The 24,335-nt window shown below is 55.1% G+C and carries 28 protein-coding genes, 1 tRNA gene and 2 pseudogenes; 18 read left to right on the forward strand and 13 right to left on the reverse strand.

Going from position 1 to position 24,335, the window contains the following annotated elements:
• Nucleotides 1-74: 74 nt before the first annotated feature.
• Together TU86_RS20370 and TU86_RS20375 are read left to right on the forward strand one after the other, a co-directional pair.
• Nucleotides 75-1,460 (forward strand): nucleobase:cation symporter-2 family protein, encoded by a 1,386-nt coding sequence (locus TU86_RS20370; protein ID WP_048366122.1) that lies wholly within the window; start codon nt 75-77, stop codon nt 1,458-1,460.
• A 153-nt stretch (nt 1,461-1,613) separates the two neighbouring features.
• Nucleotides 1,614-1,874 (forward strand): helix-turn-helix domain-containing protein, encoded by a 261-nt coding sequence (locus TU86_RS20375; protein ID WP_048366123.1) that lies wholly within the window; start codon nt 1,614-1,616, stop codon nt 1,872-1,874.
• 3 nt (nt 1,875-1,877) lie between these two features.
• Here TU86_RS20375 and TU86_RS20380 read toward each other — a convergent pair whose 3' ends face one another.
• The 5 genes from TU86_RS20380 to TU86_RS20400 are packed head-to-tail and all read right to left on the reverse strand — an operon-like array spanning nt 1,878 to nt 6,315.
• Nucleotides 1,878-2,636 (reverse strand): ABC transporter permease, encoded by a 759-nt coding sequence (locus TU86_RS20380; protein ID WP_048366188.1) that lies wholly within the window; start codon nt 2,634-2,636, stop codon nt 1,878-1,880.
• A gap of 8 nt (nt 2,637-2,644) precedes the next feature.
• Nucleotides 2,645-3,844, reverse strand: coding sequence for an ABC transporter substrate-binding protein (locus TU86_RS20385; RefSeq protein ID WP_048366124.1), 1,200 nt, complete (start codon nt 3,842-3,844; stop codon nt 2,645-2,647).
• Entirely contained in the window at nt 3,810-4,658 is an 849-nt protein-coding gene (locus tag TU86_RS20390; protein ID WP_048366125.1) for an ABC transporter ATP-binding protein, read from the reverse strand. The genes TU86_RS20385 and TU86_RS20390 overlap by 35 nt, the downstream gene beginning before the upstream one ends.
• Nucleotides 4,655-5,725 (reverse strand): acyl-CoA dehydrogenase family protein, encoded by a 1,071-nt coding sequence (locus tag TU86_RS20395; RefSeq protein WP_048366126.1) that lies wholly within the window; start codon nt 5,723-5,725, stop codon nt 4,655-4,657. The genes TU86_RS20390 and TU86_RS20395 overlap by 4 nt, the downstream gene beginning before the upstream one ends.
• A 32-nt stretch (nt 5,726-5,757) precedes the next feature.
• On the reverse strand, nt 5,758-6,315 hold the full coding sequence (locus TU86_RS20400; RefSeq protein ID WP_048366127.1) for a carboxymuconolactone decarboxylase family protein: 558 nt from the start codon (nt 6,313-6,315) through the stop codon (nt 5,758-5,760).
• Between the two features lie 101 nt (nt 6,316-6,416).
• Here TU86_RS20400 and TU86_RS20405 point away from each other — a divergent pair, with 101 nt between their 5' ends.
• Both TU86_RS20405 and TU86_RS20410 read left to right on the forward strand, forming a co-directional pair.
• Nucleotides 6,417-7,328: an AraC family transcriptional regulator gene (locus TU86_RS20405; protein ID WP_048366128.1), complete on the forward strand. Its 912-nt coding sequence runs from the start codon at nt 6,417-6,419 to the stop codon at nt 7,326-7,328.
• A 15-nt stretch (nt 7,329-7,343) separates the two neighbouring features.
• Nucleotides 7,344-7,676 (forward strand): DUF6388 family protein, encoded by a 333-nt coding sequence (locus TU86_RS20410; protein WP_048366129.1) that lies wholly within the window; start codon nt 7,344-7,346, stop codon nt 7,674-7,676.
• 55 nt (nt 7,677-7,731) lie between these two features.
• Here TU86_RS20410 and TU86_RS20415 read toward each other — a convergent pair whose 3' ends face one another.
• The 4 genes from TU86_RS20415 to TU86_RS20430 are packed head-to-tail and all read right to left on the reverse strand — an operon-like array spanning nt 7,732 to nt 10,877.
• Nucleotides 7,732-8,346 carry an ATP-binding cassette domain-containing protein gene (locus TU86_RS20415; RefSeq protein ID WP_239658843.1) on the reverse strand — a complete coding sequence of 205 codons (615 nt, stop codon included), beginning with the start codon at nt 8,344-8,346 and terminating at the stop codon, nt 7,732-7,734.
• Entirely contained in the window at nt 8,324-9,130 is an 807-nt protein-coding gene (locus TU86_RS20420) for an ATP-binding cassette domain-containing protein (protein ID WP_048366131.1), read from the reverse strand. Before TU86_RS20420 ends, TU86_RS20415 begins: the two co-directional genes overlap by 23 nt.
• A complete protein-coding gene (locus TU86_RS20425; protein ID WP_048366132.1) occupies nt 9,130-9,936 on the reverse strand; it encodes an ABC transporter permease in 807 nt (268 codons plus the stop codon). The genes TU86_RS20420 and TU86_RS20425 overlap by 1 nt, the downstream gene beginning before the upstream one ends.
• The gene (locus tag TU86_RS20430; RefSeq protein WP_048366133.1) at nt 9,933-10,877 is read right to left on the reverse strand and encodes an ABC transporter permease; all 945 of its coding nucleotides are present in this window, start codon (nt 10,875-10,877) and stop codon (nt 9,933-9,935) included. The genes TU86_RS20425 and TU86_RS20430 overlap by 4 nt, the downstream gene beginning before the upstream one ends.
• 306 nt (nt 10,878-11,183) lie before the next feature.
• On the opposite strand from TU86_RS20430, the gene TU86_RS20435 reads away from it, so the two are divergent.
• Nucleotides 11,184-11,675 (forward strand): hypothetical protein, encoded by a 492-nt coding sequence (locus TU86_RS20435; RefSeq protein WP_048366134.1) that lies wholly within the window; start codon nt 11,184-11,186, stop codon nt 11,673-11,675.
• A 125-nt stretch (nt 11,676-11,800) separates the two neighbouring features.
• On the opposite strand, the gene TU86_RS20440 is transcribed toward TU86_RS20435, so the two are convergent.
• Nucleotides 11,801-13,381, reverse strand: coding sequence for an ABC transporter substrate-binding protein (locus tag TU86_RS20440; RefSeq protein WP_048366135.1), 1,581 nt, complete (start codon nt 13,379-13,381; stop codon nt 11,801-11,803).
• A gap of 171 nt (nt 13,382-13,552) precedes the next feature.
• Here TU86_RS20440 and TU86_RS20445 point away from each other — a divergent pair, with 171 nt between their 5' ends.
• From TU86_RS20445 to TU86_RS20460, 4 genes are all read left to right on the forward strand, one after another.
• Nucleotides 13,553-14,788, forward strand: coding sequence for a VWA domain-containing protein (locus tag TU86_RS20445; RefSeq protein ID WP_048366136.1), 1,236 nt, complete (start codon nt 13,553-13,555; stop codon nt 14,786-14,788).
• Nucleotides 14,789-14,890: 102 nt separating this feature from the next.
• A complete protein-coding gene (locus tag TU86_RS20450; protein ID WP_048366137.1) occupies nt 14,891-15,382 on the forward strand; it encodes a hypothetical protein in 492 nt (163 codons plus the stop codon).
• A gap of 698 nt (nt 15,383-16,080) precedes the next feature.
• Nucleotides 16,081-17,136 (forward strand): fatty acid desaturase, encoded by a 1,056-nt coding sequence (locus TU86_RS20455; protein ID WP_048366138.1) that lies wholly within the window; start codon nt 16,081-16,083, stop codon nt 17,134-17,136.
• Between the two features lie 155 nt (nt 17,137-17,291).
• Nucleotides 17,292-18,437, forward strand: coding sequence for a serine hydrolase domain-containing protein (locus TU86_RS20460; protein ID WP_048366139.1), 1,146 nt, complete (start codon nt 17,292-17,294; stop codon nt 18,435-18,437).
• 261 nt (nt 18,438-18,698) lie between these two features.
• Here TU86_RS20460 and TU86_RS22985 read toward each other — a convergent pair.
• Nucleotides 18,699-18,788 (reverse strand): annotated as a pseudogene (locus TU86_RS22985) (zinc-binding dehydrogenase); the annotation flags it as partial.
• A gap of 69 nt (nt 18,789-18,857) precedes the next feature.
• Between TU86_RS22985 and TU86_RS23410 the strand changes: the two are divergent.
• Nucleotides 18,858-19,144 (forward strand): annotated as a pseudogene (locus tag TU86_RS23410) (site-specific integrase); the annotation flags it as partial.
• Nucleotides 19,145-19,273: 129 nt separating this feature from the next.
• Here TU86_RS23410 and TU86_RS20470 read toward each other — a convergent pair.
• Nucleotides 19,274-19,361: transfer RNA gene (locus tag TU86_RS20470), tRNA-Ser, on the reverse strand.
• A 123-nt stretch (nt 19,362-19,484) separates the two neighbouring features.
• On the opposite strand from TU86_RS20470, the gene TU86_RS20475 reads away from it, so the two are divergent.
• The 8 genes from TU86_RS20475 (at nt 19,485) to TU86_RS20510 (ending at nt 24,042) form a co-directional block, all read left to right on the forward strand.
• A complete protein-coding gene (locus TU86_RS20475; protein ID WP_048366141.1) occupies nt 19,485-20,156 on the forward strand; it encodes a Bax inhibitor-1/YccA family protein in 672 nt (223 codons plus the stop codon).
• Nucleotides 20,157-20,264: 108 nt separating this feature from the next.
• Nucleotides 20,265-20,657: a sulfurtransferase complex subunit TusD gene (gene tusD / locus TU86_RS20480; RefSeq protein WP_048366142.1), complete on the forward strand. Its 393-nt coding sequence runs from the start codon at nt 20,265-20,267 to the stop codon at nt 20,655-20,657.
• 1 nt (nt 20,658) lies between these two features.
• Complete coding sequence (gene tusC / locus TU86_RS20485; protein WP_048366143.1) at nt 20,659-21,021, forward strand: sulfurtransferase complex subunit TusC; 363 nt, start codon at nt 20,659-20,661, stop codon at nt 21,019-21,021.
• Nucleotides 21,021-21,320 carry a sulfurtransferase complex subunit TusB gene (gene tusB / locus TU86_RS20490; protein WP_048366144.1) on the forward strand — a complete coding sequence of 100 codons (300 nt, stop codon included), beginning with the start codon at nt 21,021-21,023 and terminating at the stop codon, nt 21,318-21,320. The genes tusC and tusB overlap by 1 nt, the downstream gene beginning before the upstream one ends.
• Nucleotides 21,317-21,652, forward strand: coding sequence for a TusE/DsrC/DsvC family sulfur relay protein (locus TU86_RS20495; protein ID WP_048366145.1), 336 nt, complete (start codon nt 21,317-21,319; stop codon nt 21,650-21,652). Before tusB ends, TU86_RS20495 begins: the two co-directional genes overlap by 4 nt.
• The gene (locus TU86_RS20500; RefSeq protein ID WP_048366146.1) at nt 21,649-22,650 is read left to right on the forward strand and encodes a glycosyl transferase family protein; all 1,002 of its coding nucleotides are present in this window, start codon (nt 21,649-21,651) and stop codon (nt 22,648-22,650) included. Before TU86_RS20495 ends, TU86_RS20500 begins: the two co-directional genes overlap by 4 nt.
• 87 nt (nt 22,651-22,737) lie before the next feature.
• On the forward strand, nt 22,738-23,736 hold the full coding sequence (locus TU86_RS20505) for a glutathione S-transferase family protein (protein ID WP_048366147.1): 999 nt from the start codon (nt 22,738-22,740) through the stop codon (nt 23,734-23,736).
• A gap of 78 nt (nt 23,737-23,814) precedes the next feature.
• Complete coding sequence (locus TU86_RS20510) at nt 23,815-24,042, forward strand: YheU family protein (protein WP_048366148.1); 228 nt, start codon at nt 23,815-23,817, stop codon at nt 24,040-24,042.
• Here the strand turns inward: TU86_RS20510 and csrA are convergent.
• Nucleotides 24,039-24,242: a carbon storage regulator CsrA gene (csrA, locus tag TU86_RS20515; protein ID WP_048366149.1), complete on the reverse strand. Its 204-nt coding sequence runs from the start codon at nt 24,240-24,242 to the stop codon at nt 24,039-24,041. The two genes, TU86_RS20510 and csrA, sit on opposite strands and share 4 nt — an antisense overlap.
• Nucleotides 24,243-24,335: the final 93 nt, after the last annotated feature.

The following is a 24,335-nucleotide window of genomic DNA, read 5'->3' on the forward strand; positions in this document are numbered from 1 at the left end:
GCCCGCGCAAGCAAACGCTGTGCGTGATGGCCCAAGACCAGTAGAATCGCGCTCTTTTTTCCAGGGCGCTCGCCATGACCTCTCCCAAAACGCCGCTTGAAGCCGAGTCCCAGAACAGCGATCTGGTCTTTGGTCTTGAAGACCGCCCCAAGCCGTGGATCGGCTTTCTGGCGGCCCTGCAACACCTGCTCGCTATCATCGTGCCCATCGTCACCCCCGGCCTGCTGATCTGTCAGGCGCTGGGCGTGTCGAGCCGTGACACCAACCTGATTGTGTCGATGTCGCTGGTGATTTCCGGCATCGCGACGTTTGTACAGTGCAAGCGTTTCGGCCCGTTTGGCGCCGGGTTGCTGATCGTGCAAGGCACCAGTTTCAACTTTGTCGGCCCGCTAATTGCGGGTGGTGCGCTGATGGTTCAGCAAGGCACGCCGGTTGAAAGCGTGATGGCGGCGATCTTTGGTGTGGTGATTGCCGGCTCGTTCGTCGAGATGGGGATCTCGCGCGTGCTGCCTTTTGTGAAACGCATGATCACCCCGCTGGTTACCGGCATCGTGGTGCTGATGATTGGCCTGACCCTGATTAAAGTCGGCCTGATCAGCATGGGCGGCGGCTTTACGGCGATGGGCAACGGCACTTTCGCCAATGGCGAAAACTTGATGCTGTCGGGCGTGGTGCTGGCGATTATCGTCATCCTCAACCGCATCCCGCTGGTGTGGATGCGCAGTTGCGCCATTGTCATTGCGCTGGCGGTCGGCTACGCACTGGCAGGCTATCTGGGGCGACTGGACTTCACCGGCATGCACCAGGCCGAACTGTTTCAGGTCCCGGTGCCGCTGCATTTTGGTTTGGGCTTCTCGTGGGCCTTGTTCATTCCGATGCTGGTGATTTACCTCGTCACCTCGCTTGAAGCGATTGGCGATGTGACGGCGACCAGTAAAGTGTCGCGCCAGCCCGTAGAAGGTCCGGTGTGGATGCAGCGGATCAAGGGCGGCGTGTTGGTCAACGGTGCCAACTCGCTACTGGCCGGTATTTTCAATACCTTCCCCAGCTCGATCTTTGCGCAAAACAACGGGGTGATTCAGCTGACCGGTATTGCCAGTCGCCACATTGGCGTGTGGATTGCCGCCATGTTGATTTTGCTGGGACTGTTCCCCTGCGTGGCCGGGGCCATTCAGGCGGTGCCTGAACCCGTGCTTGGCGGTGCGGCAATGGTGATGTTTGGCGCGGTGGCCGCCTCAGGCATCAACATTCTGGCCAGCACCACGCTGGACCGACGCGCGTTGCTGATTATTGCGGTCTCGCTGGCCCTGGGCCTTGGCGTGTCGCAAGTGCCCGAGTTCCTGGCACACATGCCGGCGGCATTGCGCAACGTGCTTGAATCGGGCGTGGCCACAGGCGGTATCTGCGCGTTGTTGCTGAACTGGTTTTTGCCTGAAGCCGAGAAAAAAACCGGCGCGTGAGCCAAGACCCGCGGCAGGATCTGTCAGCCAGAGCCTGCCGCGGCCTGTCACCGTTGATACTGAGCTGCGCGCCCATCGTCACATCAGCCTTTTCCCTGGTTGCGACTTGGATTACTCTTTCAGCATCGCTGAATGCCTCGCACAGGCTACGACATGAGTACCTACGGTAAACGCCTGCAAGAAGAACGCTTACGACTGGGCCTGACACAAAAGCAGCTGGCGCTGGCCGGTGGGGTGGGTCGCCACGCTCAAAGTTTTTATGAACGCGACCAGCGCCTGCCCAGGGCACATTATCTGGCGGCGATCACCCTGGTGGGGATTGACGTGCTGTACATCCTGACCAAGCGCCACACCGAGCACTTGGCTCCAGCGCCCACCTTAGCCTGCGGGAACGGACAGCTCAGCGAAAAGTGACCATCACCCCGCATGCGCCCAACGCCGATGCAGCCCTCGGGCAAATGCATCCAGCGCAAACCCCAATACCCCGATCAACACCACCATGGCCATCAGTTCCGAATAGGCGAGGCGGTCGCGCGTGTCGAGGATGAAATAGCCCAATCCGGCACTGACACCGAGCATTTCGCACGGCACCAGCACGATCCACAAAATGCCGATTGAAAGCCGCACGCCGGTCAACACGTGGCCCACCACACCGGGCAGGATGACCCGACGTAAGGTTTCCCAGCGCGTGGCGCTCAAGCTGCGGCTCAGTTGCAGCCAGCGCGGATCAAGCGCACGCACACCGGCAACGGTGTTGAGCACAATCGGCCACACGGCCGCAAAGGTCAGCAAGAAGTAGATCGGCTGATCGCCCACGCCCATCAACATCACCACCACCGGCATCCATGACAACGGCGAAATCATGCGCAAAAACTGAAAAGCAGGTGTGGTGGCGGCTTCCAGGTTGCGTGAGCCACCGATCAACAGCCCCAATGGCACACCCATCAGCAATGCCATCAGCAGACTGATGACAATCCGTTTCAGACTCACCCATACGTTTTCGTACAACTGCGCGCTGCCCAGCAGCTCAAACAGACTGGCAAAGGTGGCTTGCGGTGAGAAACGCGCGGCCAAGGCTTGCCCACTGCCCAGCACCTCGACGCCCAGCCACCAAGCCAATAACAGGCTCAGCAGCCCAGCACTGCCGAGCCACCACTGACGTTTACGTGAGGGAATCAACGCCTTCAAAAGCCAAACTCCTCGGTGCGCTCAAAGCTGTCTGGCAAACCAAACGCCTTCAGGCCGCCCACTGCGCCAATACTGTTTTTGACGAAGCGATCGTCCACCAGATCAGCGGCCACGTGCTTGGGATCGAGCGCTGCCAAAAATTGATTGTCGCCCTGGATCAAGGTGCTCTTGAGCCGCGTGACCAGTTCTTCGGTGTAGCTGGGGAACGGATAAGGCTGGAAATCAATGCGCTGCTCATCCCAGCTCACCTGCTGGATGGCGCCATCGGCCTCATAGCCTGCGCGCTCGCTGATCGCAGGTGCCAGCACGCGCTGCAACACACTGCTGCTGTGCGGGGTGTAGCGGTTATGGCCGTCCTTAGCCAGCAACTGGGCGGCCTCAGCGCGGTGATCACGCGTCCACAGCTGCGCCTTGACGATCGCGTTGACCACTTTTTGCGACCACTCGGGGCGATTATTCAAATCGTGCTCGTGCATGAACACCACGCAGCATGCGTGGTTGCGCCACAGGTCGCCGGTAAAACGCTGCACACGGCCCACCTTCAAGTCCTCGGCCAAGGCATTGAACGGCTCGGCCACGATATAACCGGCTATTCGTTGGGTCGCCAGTGCGGGCGGCATGTCGGAGGGCGGCATCACCACCAGGTTCACTTCATTGGCCGCTAAGGGGCTGCCCACCGCACGCGTGACCGGCTGCAAACCGTTGTCACGAAACAGCTGCTGCACCACAACGTTGTGAATCGAATACCAAAACGGGATAGCGATGGACTGCCCGCCCAGTTGCTTGACGTCGCTAATGTGCGGCGCCACGGTCAGACCCGAGCCACCGACGTGGTTCCAGGCCACCACTTTGGCTGGCACTTTGCTGCCATAGCGTGCCCATACCGTCATCGGCGACAGCAAATGGATCACGTTGACTTGCCCTGAGATGAACGCTTCGATTACCTGCGCCCAGCTGCGCAGCAGCACCGGGCGCTCGGCCTTGATCCCTTGCTCCTCGAACAGCCCGTTGTTGTGGGCCACCAGCAATGGCGTGGCGTCGGTAATCGGCAGATAGCCAATGCGCACCGGGGCATCGGGCTCTGCCGCGGCACGGGCTTGCAAGCTGGCGAGCAGCGGCAATGCACCGGCAGCCGTCAGCATGGCGCTGAGTTTTAAAATGTCACGCCGTGTGTGAGTGAAATCGTCCAGGCACATGTGCAAGCTCCAGCGAATCGGGCAAAGGTTCAGTAACAGGGTCAGGGGTGCGGCTCGCCCGCCGAAGGGTTTTAAGGATCTCAATGCGCAACGCGCCCAGCTCATCAATCCGGTCTGTGCGCGGCTGCGCCAAATCGATGCGCCACTCACCCACCGTGTGCGCCGGGCTGTGGCCCAGTAGCAGTATCCGGTCGCTGAGCAACAAGGCTTCATCAATATCGTGAGTGATCAACAAGGCCGCGGTGTTGTGCCGCGCAATCACGCTCAACAACAATTGCTGCATGTCGGCACGGGTGATCTCGTCTAGCGCGCCAAACGGCTCGTCGAGTAACAGTACTTGCGGTTGACGCGCCAGACAGCGCGCCAATGCAACACGCTGCGCCATGCCGCCCGACAATTGCGCCGGGTAGTGGCCCGTCGCGTGTTGCAGCCCCACTTCAGCAATCGCCTGTTCGACCCGCGCCTTACGTTCAGCCGCCGCCACTTTTGGCTGGCGCGCGAAATCCAGACCGAACGCGACATTGCTTTCGAGGTTCAACCACGGCAATAAACTGGGATCCTGGAAGGCCACGGCTACGCGCGGGTGCGGCGAAGTGACAGCCTCTCCCAGCAGGCTGACACTGCCCGAGTACGGGGTTTGCAAACCCGCCAATACCCGCAACAGACTGGACTTGCCCACCCCGCTCGGCCCCAGTACCGACACCACTTCACCCGGCACCAGTTGCACGTCAAACCCTTCGAGCACCGATTGCCAGCCGTGCTCGCCGGCATAGCCCACGGTGATGTTGCGCGCCTCAAGCAGCAGCGTACTCATTGCGCACTGACCTGAGCCTGGCGTAACAGCTCGGCGCGTAACTGCACCAGGCTTGGGGTCACAATCGGGACGAAGGCCGACTCGCGCCAGCGCCGCGCAAACGCGCTGCCGTGGGCACACAAATAGGCTTTGCCACCGCTGGCTTGCAGCTCGAATTGCACCGCGCTGGCCGTGGCTTCAGCCAAGGCAATGCGGATGTTGAACAGGGCGGCAGGGTCGGCCAGAAAACGCCCGTCCAGCAGCCCTGCTTTCAGCGCCTGCACCTGCGCCTCTAATTGTGCTTGCTGCTCGTGCAGCAACCCGAGCAACGCAGAACGCGGGCCTTGCAGGTGAGACTCGGCTTCTTGCAACGAACGCCTGGCCAAACCAATCGACAAGCCGCACTGCAACCCTAAAAACGCCGGGCGTACAGCCGGTAAAAACTGCTTGGCGTTGTCGTGCAACAACCACTGCTCATTGACCTGCACATCCTTGAAATCGAGCGCCGCAGTGTTGCTCGACTGCAACCCCATCAGTTCCAGATCATCCGAACGCTGCAAACCGGGCAATGCATCAGCAATCGCCAGCACAAACGGCGCACCGCCCTCTTCACGCTCAATGGCGGCGGCGACCACGAACCCGCTTTTGCGTAAATTGGTGACCCAGTGCAAACGACCATTAAGCGCCCAGCCATTAGCCTCGGCACGCGACCGCACTTGCAAAGACTCGATCCCCGAAAGGAATTTCATCGCATTGGACAGCCCGGTGGCCCCAGCCAATTGGCCACTCAGCAATGGGGGCAACAAGCGCTCACGCAAGCCGCTGTTCGGGCTGTGCAGCAAGTACTCGATAAAGGCACGCTGGCCCCAAAACACGAACGCCGAGGCCAGCGAATGGCTGGCCACATTGGCCATGACCTCCAGCGCGTCAGCCAGGTTGCCACCCGTACCGCCCAGTTGCGTATTGATCCCGACCCGTAACACATTGGCCGATGCCAACTGCGACAGAACGTGTTGCGGATCACTGTGCCCGAGGTCTAGCGCCTCAGCTTCGGCATCCAGCCAATGACTCAATACAGGGTCAAGCATGTCGATTTCTCCTTTAAATCGGGACCGCCAGATTACGCCGGTCGGGTCCAGCTATAGCGCGCCAATTCAGGGTTCAACGGGGTGCGGGCAAACACGTTGGCAAAGTTGCACAAGGTCGCCAGGCTAACGCCCAGAATCACCTCCAGCGCCTGCCCCTCGGTGAACCCGGCAGCTTTGAAGGCGGTGTAGGTGTCGTCGCTGACATCGCCGCGCTTGGCAATCACTTCGCGGGTGAACGCGGCCAGCGCTTCCAGGCGCTCAATCGGCAGCTCAGTTTGCCCACGCAGCGCCGTCACCACGTCGTCGGGCAGTTTGGCCTTGTTCTGCGCCACAGCGGTATGACCTGCGACACAAAAATCGCAACCATGGCGGGTCGCCGCAATCAACTGCACCACTTCCCTTTCTTGCAGGGTTAGCTCAGCCTTGCCATTGATTCCCGAAACCGTGACATAAGTCTCCAGTGCCGCTGGCGCATTGGCTAGAATGCCCAGCAGGTTGGGGATGAACCCGGAGTTCTTCTGAGCGGTTTGCAAAAATGGCTTGGCGGCTTCAGGGGCAGTTTCAAGGGTATGAAGCGTTACACGGGACATGAAGTGACTCCTGCAAAGGGTGTCTGATCAGTCTGTTGGTTATAAAAATTTGATTCCATATTCTAAAGTAGCGATTACTTGCTTCTGAGTGTTTCCATTAGATGAATTCGTCCAGTCCACTGATCGATTGGTTATTAGAGAGCCTTGAGCTGGATGCCAGCCTGTTCCATGTTGGCCGCTACTGCGGCGGTTGGCACAGCAGCACACAGGGCTTGGCCCGTGCCAGTTTTCATGTGGTGGTGCAAGGGCATTGCTGGCTGCACATTGAGGGTCATGAGCAAGGCATCAGGCTCGATACCGGCGATGCGTTATTTTTGCTGCAAGACTTGAATTACCGGCTGTCCAGTGCGCCCGAAAGCGCGCTTGCGGGCCAGTTGCCCCGTCAAACAATGCAGGCCCTCGACCCCCTGGCCGAAGATGGCACAGGACTGGTGTGCGGCTTTTTTCATTTTCAGCCGGGCCTGTCCGCCCTGATCATCGAGGCCATGCCCGGTTGGCTGATCCTGCGAGCATGTGATGCGGGCGCCAGCGCAGCGCGCAGCGTCTTTGAGTTGATCCTGCAAGAATGCCAACGCACTCCGGCGCCTTCCGATGCCCTGCTGGAGCGTTTAAGCCATTTGCTGTTTCTGTATGTGCTGCGTCAGCAAGTGAGCAATAACCCGAACCTCGGCGGCCTTGTGGCATTGGCGCGGCAACCGGCGCTTTCGGGCTTGCTGCAACAATTGATTGAGCACCCCGAGCAGCCGTGGACACTGGAGAGCATGGCGGCCTGTACCGGATTATCACGCTCGGCGTTTTTCAAGCGGTTTAGCGAACATGCCGGGCAATCCCCCGGCCATGTCTTGCTGGCGCTGCGCATGCGTCATGCCTGCCAGTTATTGCAAACCGGGCACACCGTTGAACACGTGTGTGCCGCCGTGGGGTATCAATCGATCGCCGCCTTCACCCGGGCGTTCAACAAAGCCATTGGCGTGCAACCGGGCGCCTACCGCAAGCAGCATGAACACCGCTGAACACAGGAGAATCACGTGACAGAACCCTGCCCCCAACATCAAAAAGCCCTTGATCGGTTCCTTGCTGAACACCCGGATCTTAAACAACAACTTGACACGCTTAACCCGCTAGAAGCCCGCGCTGTGGGTCAAACGATGCAGGAGTACCGCCAGGAACGGCTGAATGAGGCCTTTGAAGCCGAGGCCGAGCGTTTAGACTTTTTTGCCTGGGAGCTGACATTGAAACTCACCAGCGAAAGCGATGACGCCTTTCAAGCCCAGCGTCTGGAGGTGCATCGCGAAGTCGCACAAATGGCAGGCATGCCATGGGCTGAATATTGTAAATTTCATGGGTTGGTCACACCGTAACGGTAGCCTTTGACGCGTCACACGAGGCTGCGCACCCAAAAGTGGCCTGGGGTGCTCACGTGTCGAGCAATGGCGTCCAGATACTTGAACACACCTTCGCAAGCAACACCTTGTTGTGACTGAACACAATCAGCCCCAGTTCACGGCGCTTGACCTCTTCGAGCAGGACCTGCCACACCTGCGCCTGAATATGCGCATCCAACTGCGCCGTCACCTCATCGGCAATCAAGTAACGGGTGCGCGGGTCCAGTGCCCTGAGCAGCGCGATACGGGCCAACTCGCCACCCGACAGCTCATCCGGGCGGCGAGTCAGCCAGACTGGACTGATCGCCATACGATCAAGCCACGCCGCATTGGGAGACCAAGCATCGCGCAGGCTATCACCCGTGGTGCGGTAAGGATTAAAGGTCAGCTCCGGGTGCTGAGGCACTAGTTGAATCGGGCAATAGCCCTTTTTCAACAGCGGTTTGGCGCCCACGGTCACCCGGCCAGAGGTTGCGTTTTGCCATTGCGCCAGAACACGGCCCAAGGTGGTTTTGCCATAGCCACTGGGGGCAGAAATACCTTTACGTTCGCCTGCACTGACCTGAAACGACACCGAGTCCCACAATCGTTGGCCGTTTTGCACAATCGTTAATTGCTCCACCTCAAGCATAAGGCTGGCGCTCAAGCGCCGGTACGCGGCCAGCAATGAACTGTTGCTCGGGCAAAGCTGCCCACAGTGACTGTAACCACGGGCTACCGCCATGCTCGCGCAAGTCTTGTGCGCTTAAGGTTTCATGCAGTTCGCCTTGATGCAGCACCGCTATTTTGTCGGCAAAACGGGCCGCCAGCGCCAGATCGTGAGTCACCCATAAAATCCCGCGGCCCTGCTGGCAATAGCTTTTGAGATGGGCCAACAATTGACAGGCGTGTTCGTCATCCAGCCAAGCCGTGATTTCATCTGCCAAGAGATAGCGTGCGTGGGTAAGCGCAGCGCAGCTGGCCAAGACCCGCTGGGCCATTCCGCCTGAGAGCCTGCGCGGGTACTCGTTAACCAGTTCGGGTTGCAAGTTGTAATGCTGAAGTTGTTGCGAAACCTCCTCCAGGCTTAGCGTGGTGCCACTCAACAACGCTGCACGTTGCAACTGCGGGCCCACTTTTATAAGCGGGTTCAAGGCACTAACGCCCTGCGGCACATAGCACAGCACTTTACCGCGCTGATGAACTTTATCGGCCTCACCCAGCACATCCCCATCCAGCCATGTGTTACCACGACAACGCATGTTTTCAGGCAACAAGCCCAGCGCACTTTGCAGTAGCAAACTTTTGCCTTCGCCGCTGGAACCCACCAGCGCTACCAGTTCACCGGGGTGAATCTCAAGCGAGATATTGCTTAACAACGGGTGCCAGGTTTTGTGGCCTAGCCAGTGGTACTGCGCAATATCGATTGCAAATTGGTCGAATCTGAGCATCAGGAGATCCTTATCCATAATTGCTGCAACGCCCGGGCGAACTGATCGAATACCAACACCAATCCCACCAGAATCAAACCCGGAAATAATGCCAACCACCAGGCTCCACTGCTCAGGTAACGCAACGCATCCGCCAGTAATAGCCCCAACGACGGATCATGGGGTGCCAGACCGAACCCTAAAAAGCTCAGCGCAGCCGAGTGCAAAACGGCGTGAGGGAACATCAACAAGGTGCCGATGATCCATTGCGGCAGCAGTAACGGTAGCAAATGATGGCGCCAGCAATAAAAACGGCTGTTGCCCAAGCGGTAGGACAGCATCACAAAGTCAGTCTCACGGATACGCAAAATTTCGCCCCGCAGGATCAACGCCAGCCGTGGCCAATGCGTCAATGCAACCGCCAGAATCACCCCCTGCTTACCGCCACCCAGTGTGAAACAGATCAGCACCAGCAAGAGCAGGTGCGGCAATGCCAGCAGGCTGTCAATGACACCCCGAACGATGAAATCCAGGGTTTTATTAACGGCGCACAGGCTGGACGCCAGCATCGCCAGCGCACCACTGCTAAAGGCGGCGATCAGACCGATTTGCAAACTGGTGGTCATGCCCTGAAAGCACCGCAACCAAAGGTCGCGCCCCAAGCTGTCAGTGCCAAACCAGAACGCGCTTGAGGGCGCCTGGCGCCGTGCGAGCAAGTCGACGCTCACATCCACGCCCGACACTGAAACGCCGTAGGCAATCAGAGATAACAACAGCAGCAAAGACGCGCTCAGGCGTAATAAAGCGCGATTAGGATTGTAGGTCATGAGGGGCGCACCACCCCGCGGTTGAGGCGCAGTAACAGTGAATTCGCAATGCTGTTGCCGATAAATACCAGCACCGTGCACAGCATGACGATACCCATTAACAATGGGATGTCCCCACGCAAACCAGCATCCACTGTGGCCTGCCCCAGGCCTGGATAAGCAAAGATTTTTTCAGCCAGCAACGAGCCGCCAATCAACTCCCCCACCGACGCAAACTGCAAGCACACCGCTGGCGTGAGGGCATGGCGTAACACATGAAAGTTGATCAACGGCCATCCTTTATCGCCTTGAGCATGCGCAAAACGAATGAATTCGCTGTTCATCACCTCGGCAACCCGTGAGCGGGTATGCAGCGCGATATTGCCTACACCCAACAACCCCAGCGCCAGCATCGGTAACACCAAGTGTCGGAGCTTGTCGCCCCACGTCGCTGTTTGTGCATCGCTGCCTGGGGTCCACGCACAACAGATGGGGGCCCAATTAAGCGTCACCGCAAACAACGACAGCAACAACAGGCCAATCCAGAACGTCGGTAAGGACACCAATACGTAAGACACCGTAGAAAGCAACCGATCCGGCCAACGATTCAAATAGCGCCCGGCTGTCATTCCCATCGCAAGACCCACACACCCGGAGAACATCCATGCCGAAAACAGCAACATGAACGATGTAGCAAAACGCTCGCCGATGACATGAGAGACCGGGGCGTTGTACAACATCGAGTAGCCAAAATCCCCCTGCAAAATCTGCACAAACCAGTGCACAAAACGCTCCCATAACGGCAAATCCAGACCCCAGCGTGCAGCGATCAGCGGGTATTGATCAGGCGGGACATGCAACAAGTCGCTGCCAATATAAGCTCGAATCGGATCAACCGGCGAAAAGCTGAGCAGGGTAAACGTACCCGCAGCCGTCACCAGCAGCAGACCTGCCAAACGCATAATTGCGCCAAGCAAAGCTACAGCCACAGAGATCGCTGACGTGCTGGCTGAAGAGCCTGGCTGTTGAGGCCGTCCGGTTCTGGCTCGCAGAGTACTCAAGAACATGATGCTGTCTCGCAATTCAATGGACCATTTTCCCCTGAGCACAGAGTGCGCTTCGGTAACCATAGAGCTTATTTACTTACAGTCCTTTCAGGCTAAACCTGCCAATGGAACTGATTGGAATGTTTTCCCCACAAAAACTTGTAATGGAACACTAAATTAGTCAGGACGGCATTAATCAGTAATCGGACAATGTCACCCCCTATGAAAATTCATGAAACCCTTGTGCCTATCACTACCCCGCTCACTTCGCCTGCGCCCGAAAAAGCGAAGTCCACCCTATCGGAAAAACTCACGTCAGCCATCAAGACAGAAGTGCAGTCTTATTTCCCCGCCGCCCTTCATCCTCAAGAGCGCGCGTCGCTGGCAGACACACTCAAGCAAGCATTTAACGAGCAAATACACGCGTTACTCCCACAAGCACTGCACATTGAGAGTGACACTAAAGAAAAAGCCCAAGGGGCTGGCTGGATGCTGGGCGGAGCGATGATGCAAGGGGCTGGCAAAAGAATCGGCGCTGCGGGTGGCTTAGGAGCCAAAGTGTTTGGCGCAGGTATTGGCATGGCAGGCAAAGTCTCGGAAGAATATGGCAAAGATAAGCTCGAACGTGCTGGCAACAACGACAACAGCACTAAAGGACACAATGCCTATGCAGGCTTCTACAGAGGCTTTGGTGATCCAGACAGTAAAAAGTGAAACGGTGAATTCTTGGCGCTGTAAATTTTGCGCTGCAGGCTCGCGCTCATTCGATTGACTTCGCATGAGCGCGTTTTGTGTAGATCCTGCCACCAGGATCGTTTTAAACCTGGCAAAGCAGCACATCACTTACAGGTCCACCGCCAACTATCAAGACTGTTGAGCAGTGACCAGGAACCGTGAATTTCTGGGGCACCTTTGCCCAAATCAATGCACTGATCGGCCAAATAAGTGTGTTGCACATTAAGCAACCACGCCCAGGCTGCATCGCCTTTAATCCCTACGCCCGTTTTACCGTCCCATTCAACTTGTTGCCAAAACGGTACGGCTTGCTGCCAAGTTGGCGCATTCAGTGCCTGCTGCAAATGTTGATCAACAACAGGATTTTTGTAGTAACCAGGATTGTAGAACTCAACACCCGCTGCTTCGCTGCTGTAGTGATGGTAAAGCTCCATAGGGTCGAGGCTGCCCCAGCCAAAAAGCGTTGGATTCGCGTGCATATTTCGTTCGACGGTTTCCCAACTGCCTGACTTCAACTCCATGTCTATGCCGATGGGCTTGAGCATTGAGCGCACCGCTTGAGCCAGATCACGCCGTGTCGCATCACCACTGGCGTACCACAGCGTAATTTTTGCTGGAAGGCCGTTTTTTTCGCGAGTCCCGCTGGCCGTTTCGACCCAGCCTGCATCGTTCAGAATCTGTTTGGCCTTGGCACTGTCACCATCTTTGAAGGCCGCCTCAGGGTTGTTCCACGGCAGCCCTTGCACACCTGTGTAAGCGGCAATCGCGTGACCTTCAAGAATTTGATCGGCTAATAATTGACGATTGATTGCATAGTTGATGGCTTTACGTATCGCAACATCAGCGGTCACATCATTACCGACGGGATCGCCGTGCGCATCCTTTTCGCCAGATGCCATAGTCGGCAGCACAATGCCCCGGTTTTCAACACTGGGCCGCACCCAGAGCTTCATGCCCTGCGCAGGCGTGACCGCCAACGAGGGGGCAATTCGTACAATGCCCAATTGCTGGCTTTGCGCTGCTGCGAATGCACTGTCTTCGTCAAGAAAGACAAATACCAGCGTGTCAAAGTCGTTTTTCTGCCCGGCGTAATACGGATTGGTTTCCACAACAAGCTGTTGCCCCGGCTGGTAATTGGTCAACCGGTACGGTCCTGCGCCTATTGGCTTTTGCGCATAGGTTTTAGCGTCGTACTTGTCGGCAGACACAATACCCAGTGAACCAAGCACATTGACGAACGTGCTTTGCGGGGCCTTGAGATGAATACGCACAGTGAGAGGGTCAAGGACGTGTGCATCAAGGAAATTGCCCATGTCTACCTTGCCCCCGCTCGCGGCGGCATTGTTGTAGGTATACGCAACGTCCTTGGCTGTCAGGGCTGAGCCGTCGGAAAACTTCAAGTCAGGTTTGAGCGTAAGGGTCCATGTTTTGCCATCCGCACTGGTTTGATAATCGCTAAGCAGAAAGCGGCTCCAGGACAGGTCTTCGTTCTGCTTGAGCAAGGGACTGTGCAACAGCAAATAGCTGCCGTGGCTCCAACCGAGCATGGGATCGAACCCCTCAGTGGGTTCATCACCAATAGCCAGCTTCAGGGTCCGACCTTGCGATGAATACACCGGCGTCGCCAACACACTCAGCAAGGTCGCAGCCACCAGGGTTTGGCATAGCCAGGCGATCTTGGGCATTCGCCCTCCAAAAAGAAGTAGCATCGGCGCAATAATTAAGTAACGACCATACACATTTGCGGATGCCCAACAGTAATAGCAGCGCAGGTTCAAAATTCCAGTTATGCATCTGATTTTTTTAGTATTTATTACCTCTAACGACTGACTTAACGTCAAGGAAACCACCTGATTATGCTCATCGCTCAAGGCCAGCGGCTCGCGCTGACAACCCTTACTCACGAGATGCAGATAAAGCTGACCATCAATATTAAAAGCCCGTTAACACTCGATTGCGTGTGTTTTGGCCTCGATGCACAAGGCAAGCTGTCTGACGACCGCTATATGGTTTTTTTCAATCAACCCGTATCCCCCTGCCACAGCTTGTCGCTCTCTGACGGAAACGCATTCAGCATCGACCTCGCTCGCGTGCCTGCGACGATTGAACGACTGGTGTTCAGCGCCTCAGTTGATGGAAACGGCAGCTTGCGTGATATCCAGTCAAGCAACTTCACCGTGATGCATGCGGATCAGGAGCTTGCCACTTGCCCTTTCAACGGCGCAACTTTCGCCGAAGAGAAAGCCATCATGGTGGTAGATATTTATCGCAAAAATGGTGAATGGCGCTTGGCAGCAAACCTGCAAGGTTTCAACGCTGGCCTGGCAGCATTAGTGAACCACTTTGGGGCAACGGTCATCGATACGCCTGCTTCAGCGCCTGCAAAAATCTCCCTGGAGAAAAAAGTCGCGACCGCTGCACCGCAATTGATCAGCTTGGCCAAAAAAGCCCAAATCAGTCTTGCAAAAGCCAATCTCGACAACGTAAAAGCTCGCGTAGGGCTGGTGCTCGATGCATCAGGCTCAATGCACGGCCAATATGCCAAGGGCCGTGTACAAGAAGTGATTAATCGCCTGCTGCCACTGGCCGTGCATTTCGACGACGACGGGGCCTTGGATTGCTGGGCATTCGGTGCCAAAACCTGCCAGTTGTCACCCGTCACACTGAGCAACTATCAACACTTTGTTGAACAGGATAACGAGGGCTGGCGCGACTGGAATGTGGGACGTCGCATCAATGACGAACCCAAAGCCATGCGCCAGGTGATCGACTATTACCAGCAAAGCGCAGACCGTACACCGGTCTACGTTCTGTTCATTAGCGATGGCGGCGTCAGTGAAAACCGCGCCATTACCCAACTGATGATCGAAGCCGCCAAACTGCCGATTTTCTGGCAGTTCGTGGGCTTGGGCGGTCGTGGATACGGTGTGCTGGAAAAACTCGATGATATGCCGGGGCGGGTAGTCGACAACTGTAGTTTTTTTGCGCTGGACGACCTCAATGACATCAGCGAAGAACAACTGTACGACCAGTTGATGGAAGAGTTCCCGGACTGGCTGAAGGCTGCAACATCAGCAGGCATCTTGGGCTGACCTTACACGCTCAGAGGCTTGTCAGAGCCGCTGAGCGACCTTGTGCTATACCCATATGGAAGATTTCCTGGCGCCAAACAGACTTCACTGACAGAGGTTCGCATGTTCAAAGCACTAGCTGGTCACTTGAAAGACAGAAACGTCCACACGATCAACGCCTTGCCATCGAACAACATCGAACTGTTCGACTGCTATACCGGCTTGGTGATGGGACTCCTTTACCGAAACTTTCCCCTGCCCGTCAACATTGATTCTTCCGACTTCATCGACTACAAATCCCCCCATGACATTAATCGGGAGGCTTGCGAAAAAGAGGAACGTCTTTTCCTTGCCACGATTAAATGGCTGGCTGACGTGGGGTACATCCATTTTGACGGCATGTCAGGCATTTCGTTTTTCGAGGTCATCCTGACCAACAATGGATTACACATTTTGCGTGCAAAACCTGAAGGCGCGGAAACGTCAACCACCATTGGCGAAAACCTAGCGCTATGCCTGAAAAATGACGACAGCGCGGACCTCCGCCGAATGGTAGGAGAGGCGCTAAGCCTAGGGAGCCGCCTACTCAACCCGATGATCCGCTCGGGGATTTGAGCCAAGTTCAATGATCAGCATGCCATTCCAAAACTTCTGTACCGGCCCTTTCTGAAAGCTTTGTCGGTTGACGCAGTGGCATACCCTCGTAGTGTGTGTATGCCGAATCACACCGCTTGGGTGACGTTACCTCCCCCTACAAATTCAAGTAATGCCAGCAAAGTAGGGAAAGCTGCATTAATAGCTTGGACTGATCTATTTACCGCTGCATTGAAGGAATTCTTACCCCCAGATTCATCTCGCGTGCCAATAGAGCCTTGCCCCCCTCCGAGTCATCCTTACCGGTTACGCCAGTCACCCCGGCTATGGAGGTCATTCACAGGGGCATTTGTACGGATTGTAGGCCCGTGCAGAAAAACACACGACACCAGTCAGTTGTTCGCAACGCGTTGTACCGGGAATCACACAGGCAGATTTACATGTCATGGCCATGGGAACACAGGGGGATCGAAAAAGTGAATAGCTCAGTAACTGACCGTTATCGGTATCCACCCACGCCCGTTATATTCCAAATTGATGATTACCTATAACCCACCCCCCATCACGACCCACAAACAAGTTAATTGTCAGACAAAATAACGGTTTATATATCCGCTCGTCAGGCCAAGCGTTCAAAAAATTCAAAAAACTTGCCCTAAAATTTAAATGTGCTTTTCTAGTGAAGCGGAACCGACCCATCGTCTTCAAAGGATGAAGTGATGAACACTACACATAAAGTTTCAACCCCTACTTTGTCAAAAAAAGAACAAACACAAATAAACGACATTACTCAAAAAATCACACAGCACAGTAATGATCTGCGCGCACGATATAAGCTATTGGGCTATCAGAACGTGATAGGTGCCAGTGTCATGGCCTTTTCTGTGGCGGGCATGGTAACCACGGGTACGCTGTATGTGAAAGGCCTGATACCTGGAGGGCTGTGCATTTTAATAAATGCTTTATTGACGTCACTCATACATGAATTGGAGCATGATTTAATCCATCGCTTATATTTCAGAAAACAACCCTTTGCACATAACCTGATGATGCTGCTTTGCTGGATCACCCGGCCAGGGATGCCAAGCCCTTGGCTAAGACGAGAACTGCACTTTCACCATCATAAAGAGTCGGGCACCGATACTGATGTTGAAGCATGGATTACCACCAGCGGTAGCCCGTGGGGCGCCAAGCGCTTATTAAAACTTGTCGATGGATTCATTTTTGGCATTGTGAATGCTTTGTGTGCGCCTACCTGGCGAGAAAAAATCAGATTAACGATCAAAGTGCTTCGCTTAAATGCACCCATGGGCCTTTTATACTGGGGCTGCTGGTATGTGTTCCTGGGGTATCACTTCTACACATGGGCGTGCTCTATGATGGGCCTTGCGTATCAGCCTTCCTCAACCACCTCCCTGCTGATGAGCGTGATTAATAGCGCAGTGGTTATCATCATCGCGCCCAATATAATACGCCAGTTTTGCCTGTTCTTTATTAGCTCCAACATACATTATTATGGCGATGTGATGCCCCGTAATGCTTTACAGCAAACTCAGGTCATGAATCATTGGTGGCTGTGGCCATTCCAGTTGTTTTGCTTTAACTTCGGAAGCACGCACTGCATTCATCATTTCGTGGTTAAAGACCCCTTCTACCTTCGCCAAATGACAGCAGCGTTTGCTCACAAGTTATTAGCCGAAGCGGGTGTTCGCTTTAATGACTTTGGCACCTATAAACGCGCCAACCGTTACACGCAAACTCAGACAGACACGTAACCCACATTACTACTCTGCATCCGCTGCACTTGCACAATCCAGCGACAGTGCTCTGGCGTTAATACGCCTTCACCATAACCTTTGGCACAATCGCAATCACGACATCGTACACTCACGTTCGATAACAGCCACTTTAACCGCAGGGGGCCTTAAGCATGGAAGCAAAAGGGATATGGGCGAAAGAATTCGAAAGCGTCAAGTGTGCTTTTGAGTCTATCTTTAATGATCCACAGGAGCGAGGGGGAGGACTCTGCGTTAAGATCGGCGATGAAACTGTCATTGATATATGGGCAGGCTCATCGGATCTTGAGGGCAATAAACCTTGGCTGGAAGATACATTGGTCAACACCTTTTGCGTTGTCAAACCGTTCGCAGCAGTTGCTGCATTAATGCTGGTTGAGCAAGGGAAATTAGAACTAGACATCCCAGTGGCTCATTACTGGCCGGAGTTCGCACAGGGCGGCAAAGGGCAGATTACCTTGCGCCATGTAATGAGCCATACCTCCGGGATTCCGACGTTGAGACTGCCGGACCACAATCCTGCGATGTATGACTGGGAGCATATGGTTAATGTCTTGGCTGCTGAACCCTTGTGGTGGAGACCTGGCTCAGAGCTAGGGTATGGCACCACAACCTATGGCTGGATCATTGGAGAACTGATACGCCGAACTGACGGTCGCAACCCTTGCACTTTTATCCGTGAGGAAATAACCCATCCCCATGGGTTAGAAGTTCACCTGGGCGTTGAAGAACACCATTATTGTCGCATCGCCCATTTTGACGCGGCTAAAGGACGAATCGGCGATCCTTACTCCAAGCAATTACGAGATCTGGTTGTGACCCACTCAGAAGATATTTCAACCCTGGCATTTACCAACCCAGGCATGACGCCCAAGCGCTCATCTGACCCCAGGTGGTGGGCCTTCCAACAGCCCGGTGCATGTTCACACAGCACGGCAGGTGGTTTAGCCGGCTTTTACAGCACATTACTGGCTGGGCGTTTGATCAGTAGAGAGATGCTCAATGAGTTCACCAAAGAGCACAGCAACGGCATGGATCGCATTTGGAAGCGACCAATGCGTTATGGCCTAGGTTGCATGATGGAGCAAAAAGCCGATCCGGATGCCTCGCACTGCATGGGGCCTAACACCTTTGGACATATAGGCCTGGGCGGTCCAATTGCCTTCGCCGACGCTGAACGTGAGATCAGCTTCAGCTTTGTGACAACCACCTCAGGCGCTCACACAATGATTGATCCACGCGCTCAGCAACTTGCAGCGCTTGCCTACGCGGTAATCTGAAAAACGCAGATCAACTTGCCAGACAAAAGTGGCAAGTTGATCTATGTATTATCCCGATCGCCACACCGACCCTTTTCAATTTCAACGTGGTCTGCAACTGCACGAAAATTTGCCGGTGATTAGCGGCTGTTCTAAAAGTCAGACTGCTAGTTGCAGCTACTTCTGCGTGTGTCTGCTGTGCGATGGCTGTGCCTCTGATTCAGGTGCTGGGATGTGATATTTGGGGCAGACACGTTATCTACGAGTTTTTTTGTAACGCACTTACTTGATTTTTAGGGTGACTTTACCTTTTGATCTGCCCTGCTCGACGTACCGCAACGCCTCTGCAGTTGATTCAAAAGGGAAGACACGATACTGCGGCTGCCAGCAGCGCTTCGGCTTTGCGTAAATAGTTCGTTGACCCGACTGCGTAGTGGCGACCGCAACCCCTACTTGGTTGTCACAGAGGACGGTCGGAAGGTGACTGCGCCCATGCTGCGCCTGCGCTTTGATGATGCTCGTAACGAGGCAATCAAACAGGAAGGAGAATGGCGATATCAAGCTGGCCGAGAGCATTCGGTGGTTTCAATTCCGCGATATCCGCCCCAAAGCAGCGAGTGAAACCCTAGATTTGGGTGACGCAAGCCGTCTTCTGGGGGCATACCGACAAGCGAATAACTGAGACGGTTTACCGTCGGGCTGGAGAGATAGTGAAGCCCACCCGCTGAGTTAAATTCAGCCCGACTTGCGGAAACGGCCGGAACAAATGCGCAAACGGCACAGCTCGCAGAGAAAGCTTCCTCAAACCACAGAAACGACAGAGCCCGCCAAAAGGCGGGCTCTGCGGTGTAGCAATATGGCGGAGGCGATGGGATTCGAACTCATGGACCTGTTACAGTCGACGGTTTTCAAGACCGTTGCCTTAAACCACTCGGCCACACCTCCTAACGTTGTTGCGGGCGCCATAATACCTGAATGAAACACGTTGTCAAACTCTCTTGAGCGCTTGTTACAGAGCCTCTGCTATGATCTTTGCTACTTAACATTTCCAAACACAGGAGTATCGCCATGCGCGAACAGGATTACGCTGTTAATAACAGCGTGCAGGCCGAGCAGCTAGAGGTTAGCCGTGTCCTGCGCAACACTTATGGCTTACTCGCTTTGACACTGGCTTTCAGCGGTGTGATGGCGTTTGTCGCACAACAGATGCGGGTCGGGTACCCAAATATTTTCGTGGTGCTGATCGGCTTTTACGGGCTGTTCTTCCTGACTAACAAGCTGCGTGACTCGGTTTGGGGTTTGGTATCGACGTTCGCACTGACCGGTTTCATGGGTTTCCTGTTGGGCCCAATCCTCAACCGCTATCTGGGCATGCAAGGTGGCGCCGAGGTTGTGGGGTCGGCGTTTGCGATGACAGCGCTGGTTTTCGGCGGCTTGTCTGCTTATGTACTGATCACCCGTAAGGACATGAGCTTTTTGGGTGGCTTCATTACCGCAGGCTTCTTTGTGCTGCTGGGGGCGACGCTGGCGAGCTTCTTCTTCCAGATCAGCGGCCTGCAATTGGCTATCAGCGCAGGCTTTGTGCTCTTCTCGTCGGTCTGCATCTTGTTCCAGACCAGCGCCATCATTAATGGCGGTGAGCGCAACTACATCATGGCGACCATCAGCCTGTATGTTTCGATCTACAACCTGTTCATCAGCTTGCTGCAAATCTTCGGCATCATGAGCCGCGACGACTAATCATCACCCGCAAGGTAAAAGCCCGCTTCGGCGGGCTTTTTATTGCCTGTTGCAAGCATCTTTGAGCGTCTGGCTTTATGATTACCGCAGTTTTGCCGAGAGCCTTCCATGAAATTTGCCATCGCCCTTTATTCAGCGGCCCATTCGCCCTCCTCACGTCGAGCACTTCGGTTTGCCGAAGCCGCATTGGCCGGAGGCCATGAAATCGTGCGCCTGTTTTTCTACCAGGACGGTGTGCACAGCGCATCAAGCACCATCGTCACACCTCAGGACGACCAAGATATCGCGCAACAATGGGCAACCTTTGTCACTCAAAACCAGCTTGATGGTGTGGTGTGCATTGCTGCTGCCTTACGACGCGGAGTATTAAATGAGGATGAGGCCACGCGCTATCAGCGGTCTGCGGTCAATCTAAAAGCACCCTGGGAGCTGTCTGGACTCGGCCAGTTACATGATGCCATTCAGTCTGCGGATCGACTGATCTGTTTCGGTGGGGCGTGATATGTCTACATCACTTTTGATCATCAGCCGGCAGGCGCCATGGTCCGGTCTCACCGCTCGCGAAGCACTGGATATTGTTTTAGCCGGTGGGGCTTTTGACTTGCCAATGGGACTTCTGTTTCTGGACGATGGCGTGTTTCAGCTTGTGCCTGATCAACAATCGGGCACCATCGAGCAAAAAAATCTGACGGCCAATTTGCAAGCTTTGTCATTGTTTGGCGTCGAAGACGTGTTCGCCTGTAGTTTCAGCTTGGAAGAACGCGGTCTCGCGCGCACTGCGCTGACAGTGGCTGATGTGCAATCACTGGAACTGGAAAAAGTCCGCGAACTTATCGCCCGTTATGACCAGGTAATCACCCTCTGATGTCGACCTTACATGTCCTGAATCACTCGCCCTTTTCAGACAGCCGATTTGGCAGTTGCTTGCGAGTCATGTCCACTCATGACGCGCTCTTGCTCTGTGGCGATGCCGCTTACGCCTTACAACCGCATAGCCGTGCGCGTGAGACGCTCGACAACATGAAAGCCGAACTGAAGCTCTTTGTGCTGGATGAAGACTTGGTGGCCCGCAATCTTCAATGCCCGAACTGGGCTACCCGCGTCGATTACCCAGCTTTTGTAGCGCTGACAATTCGTTATGACAAGGTCAATACCTGGCTATGACTGCACTCACCCTCAAGAGCAAAACCATAGAACTGGATAAGGAGGGCTACCTCGTTGACCTCGACGACTGGTCCGAGGACGTTGCCCAGGCACTGGCGGCGCAAGCAGGCATTGAGCTAAGCCCTGAACACTGGGAGATCCTCACGTTACTGCGCAGTTTCTATCAGGAGTTCGAACTCTCACCTGCGACCCGCCCGCTGATCAAATACACCGCGCTCAAACTGGGAGCGGACAAGGGTAACAGCCTGCACCTCAACCGCCTGTTTAATGGCACACCTGCCAAACTCGCTGCCAAATTAGCGGGCCTGCCTAAACCGACTAATTGCCTATGAACACGCCTGCTGAACTGATCCTTGAAACCCCGGCCGAACACCCCTTTGCACAATTTGTACGCATTCTGGGTAAAGGCAAACGCGGCGCGCGCAACCTCACGCGCGAAGAAGCACGCGAAGCCATGGGTATGCTGCTTGACGAAAAAACCGAAGCCACGCAGTTAGGCGCCTTCCTGATGCTGCTGCGGCATAAAGAAGAAAGCCCCGAAGAGCTGGCCGGTTTTGTTGAAGCGGTACGTGAACGTCTGGCAGCGCCCGCAATCAAGGTCGATATCGACTGGCCCACGTACGCTGGCAAAAAACGCCATCTGCCCTGGTATTTGCTGGCGGCCAAATGCCTGGCGCAAAACGGCGTACGCATCCTGATGCATGGCGGTGGAGCCCATACCGCCGGGCGTCTTTACAGCGAGCAACTGCTTAACGAATTGGCCATCCCGTTGTGCCGCGATTGGCCCAGCGTCGAAGTCGCGCTGGATAACGGCAACCTTGCCTTTATCCCTCTGCAAGACTGGGCCCCGCAATTGCAGCGCATGATCGATTTACGTAATACCTTGGGTCTGCGCTCCCCTGTCCACTCCCTGGCGCGCCTTCTCAATCCACTGGGCGCACGCTGCGCACTGCAAAGCATCTTCCACCCGGGCTACCAAGGCGTGCACCGAGAAGCCAGCAGCCTACTGGGCGATACGTGCATCGTGATCAAGGGTGACGGCGGTGAAATTGAAATCAACCCCGACACACTTAGCCACCTTTATGGCACAACCGCAGGGGTCAACTGGGACGAAGAATGGCCCGCACTGTCCACTCAACGTCATGTAAAACCAGCAACGCTGGACACTGAACACCTTAAAGCGTTGTGGCGTGGCGACGTGGAAGACAGCTATCCACATTTGGCCTTGCTTTCCACCATGGCCCTGGCTTTACGCGGACTGGGCACGCCACGCGAGCACGCTTTTGAACGCGCCCGCCTTTATTGGGAAAACCGTGACAAATCGATTTAACCGATGCTTAACGCCCAGCTTTTGCGCTATTTGTTCGAACTCCAGCCTCTAGACTGACCTCCAAAGCAAAACTGCCAGGAGCAACTCATGGGCTTATTGATTGATGGACAGTGGCACGACCAGTGGTACAAGAGCAGCAAAGACGGCGCCTTCCAGCGTGAGCAGGCGCAACGTCGAAACTGGATCACCCCTGACGGCTCGCCTGGCCCAACGGGGGTGGGTGGCTTTAACGCCGAGGCCGGGCGCTATCACTTATACGTGTCACTGGCCTGCCCATGGGCGCATCGCACCCTGATCACCCGCCAGCTCAAGGGCCTGGAATCACTCATTGGCATATCGGTGGTCAGTTGGTTGATGCTGGAAAATGGCTGGACCTTTGACACATCTTTTGGCGCCAGCGGCGATCACTTGAACGCCCTTAGTGACTTGCATCAGCTGTATACACTCGACACCTCTGATTACAGCGGACGCGTGACAGTCCCCGTGCTGTGGGACACCCAGCAGCAATGCATCGTCAGCAACGAGTCTGCTGACATCATTCGAATGTTTAATAGCGCCTTTGATCCCCTCACCGCCAACACACTGGATTTGTATCCCCAGTCCTTGGCCTTACAGGTGGACCACTGGAATCAAAGGATCTACCCGGCGCTTAACAACGGCGTTTATCGAGCAGGATTTGCGACCTCACAATCAGCCTATGAGCAGGCCTTCGACGACGTGTTTGCTGAACTTGAACACCTCGAAGCCCATCTTTCGAAACATCGCTACCTGGCGGGCGAATACCTGACCGAAGCAGACATTCGGCTGTTCACAACCCTGATCCGCTTTGACGCGGTGTACCACGGCCACTTCAAGTGCAATGAGCAAAGGATTACGGACTACTCAAACCTGTCCAATTGGCTACGCGAGCTGTATCAATGGCCCGGCGTTGCAAGCACCGTGGACTTCACCCATATCAAAAGCCATTACTACGCAAGTCATCGCACCCTGAACCCCACAGGTATCATTCCCAAAGGCCCCGCCCTGCACCTGGCCGTCGAACACGATCGTAATCGCTTAAAAGGTCAGGGGATATTTACCAAGTGACTCTTTACAGACACGTCAGCACTGGCGCTGCAAGTCGGGTGCCAGTAGCATCGCCAGCATTGATCAAGAGAACCCTCCATGCTTATCCCTTACGAACAGCTTGAACCCGATACCCTGACCCGCCTTATCGAAGATTTTGTCAGTCGCGATGGCACCGATAATGGAGATGACACCCCCCAAGAGACACGCATTCTGCGAGTGCGCCAAGCACTGGGCAAAGGCCAGGCGGTGATTTTTTTTGATCTTGAAAGTCAGCAATGTCAATTGCTGCCCAAACATGCAGTGCCCAAAGATTACTTTGATTAACACTTGCCCAAAGGGCTGATCGGTAACCGCCCGCCTTGTTCTTTTCGGATGCGCTCATAAATTTCCGAACGATGAACACTGACTTCCTTGGGGGCCTCGATGCCTAGGCGTACATGGTTACCGTTAATCGCGATAATCCGCACAGTAATGTCTTGATTGATAGAAATGTATTCGCCGACGGCACGACTCAGAATCAGCATGGCTCTAATCCTGCAAGATAGGTGGCCACAAAGACTGCAACGCGCAATAACCTCCTTCAATCCCTACAATAAAAATCAGTAGCGACCTACTAA

It is taken from the genome of Pseudomonas weihenstephanensis (assembly GCF_001043055.1).
In the GTDB taxonomy this organism is placed as follows: domain Bacteria; phylum Pseudomonadota; class Gammaproteobacteria; order Pseudomonadales; family Pseudomonadaceae; genus Aquipseudomonas; species Aquipseudomonas weihenstephanensis.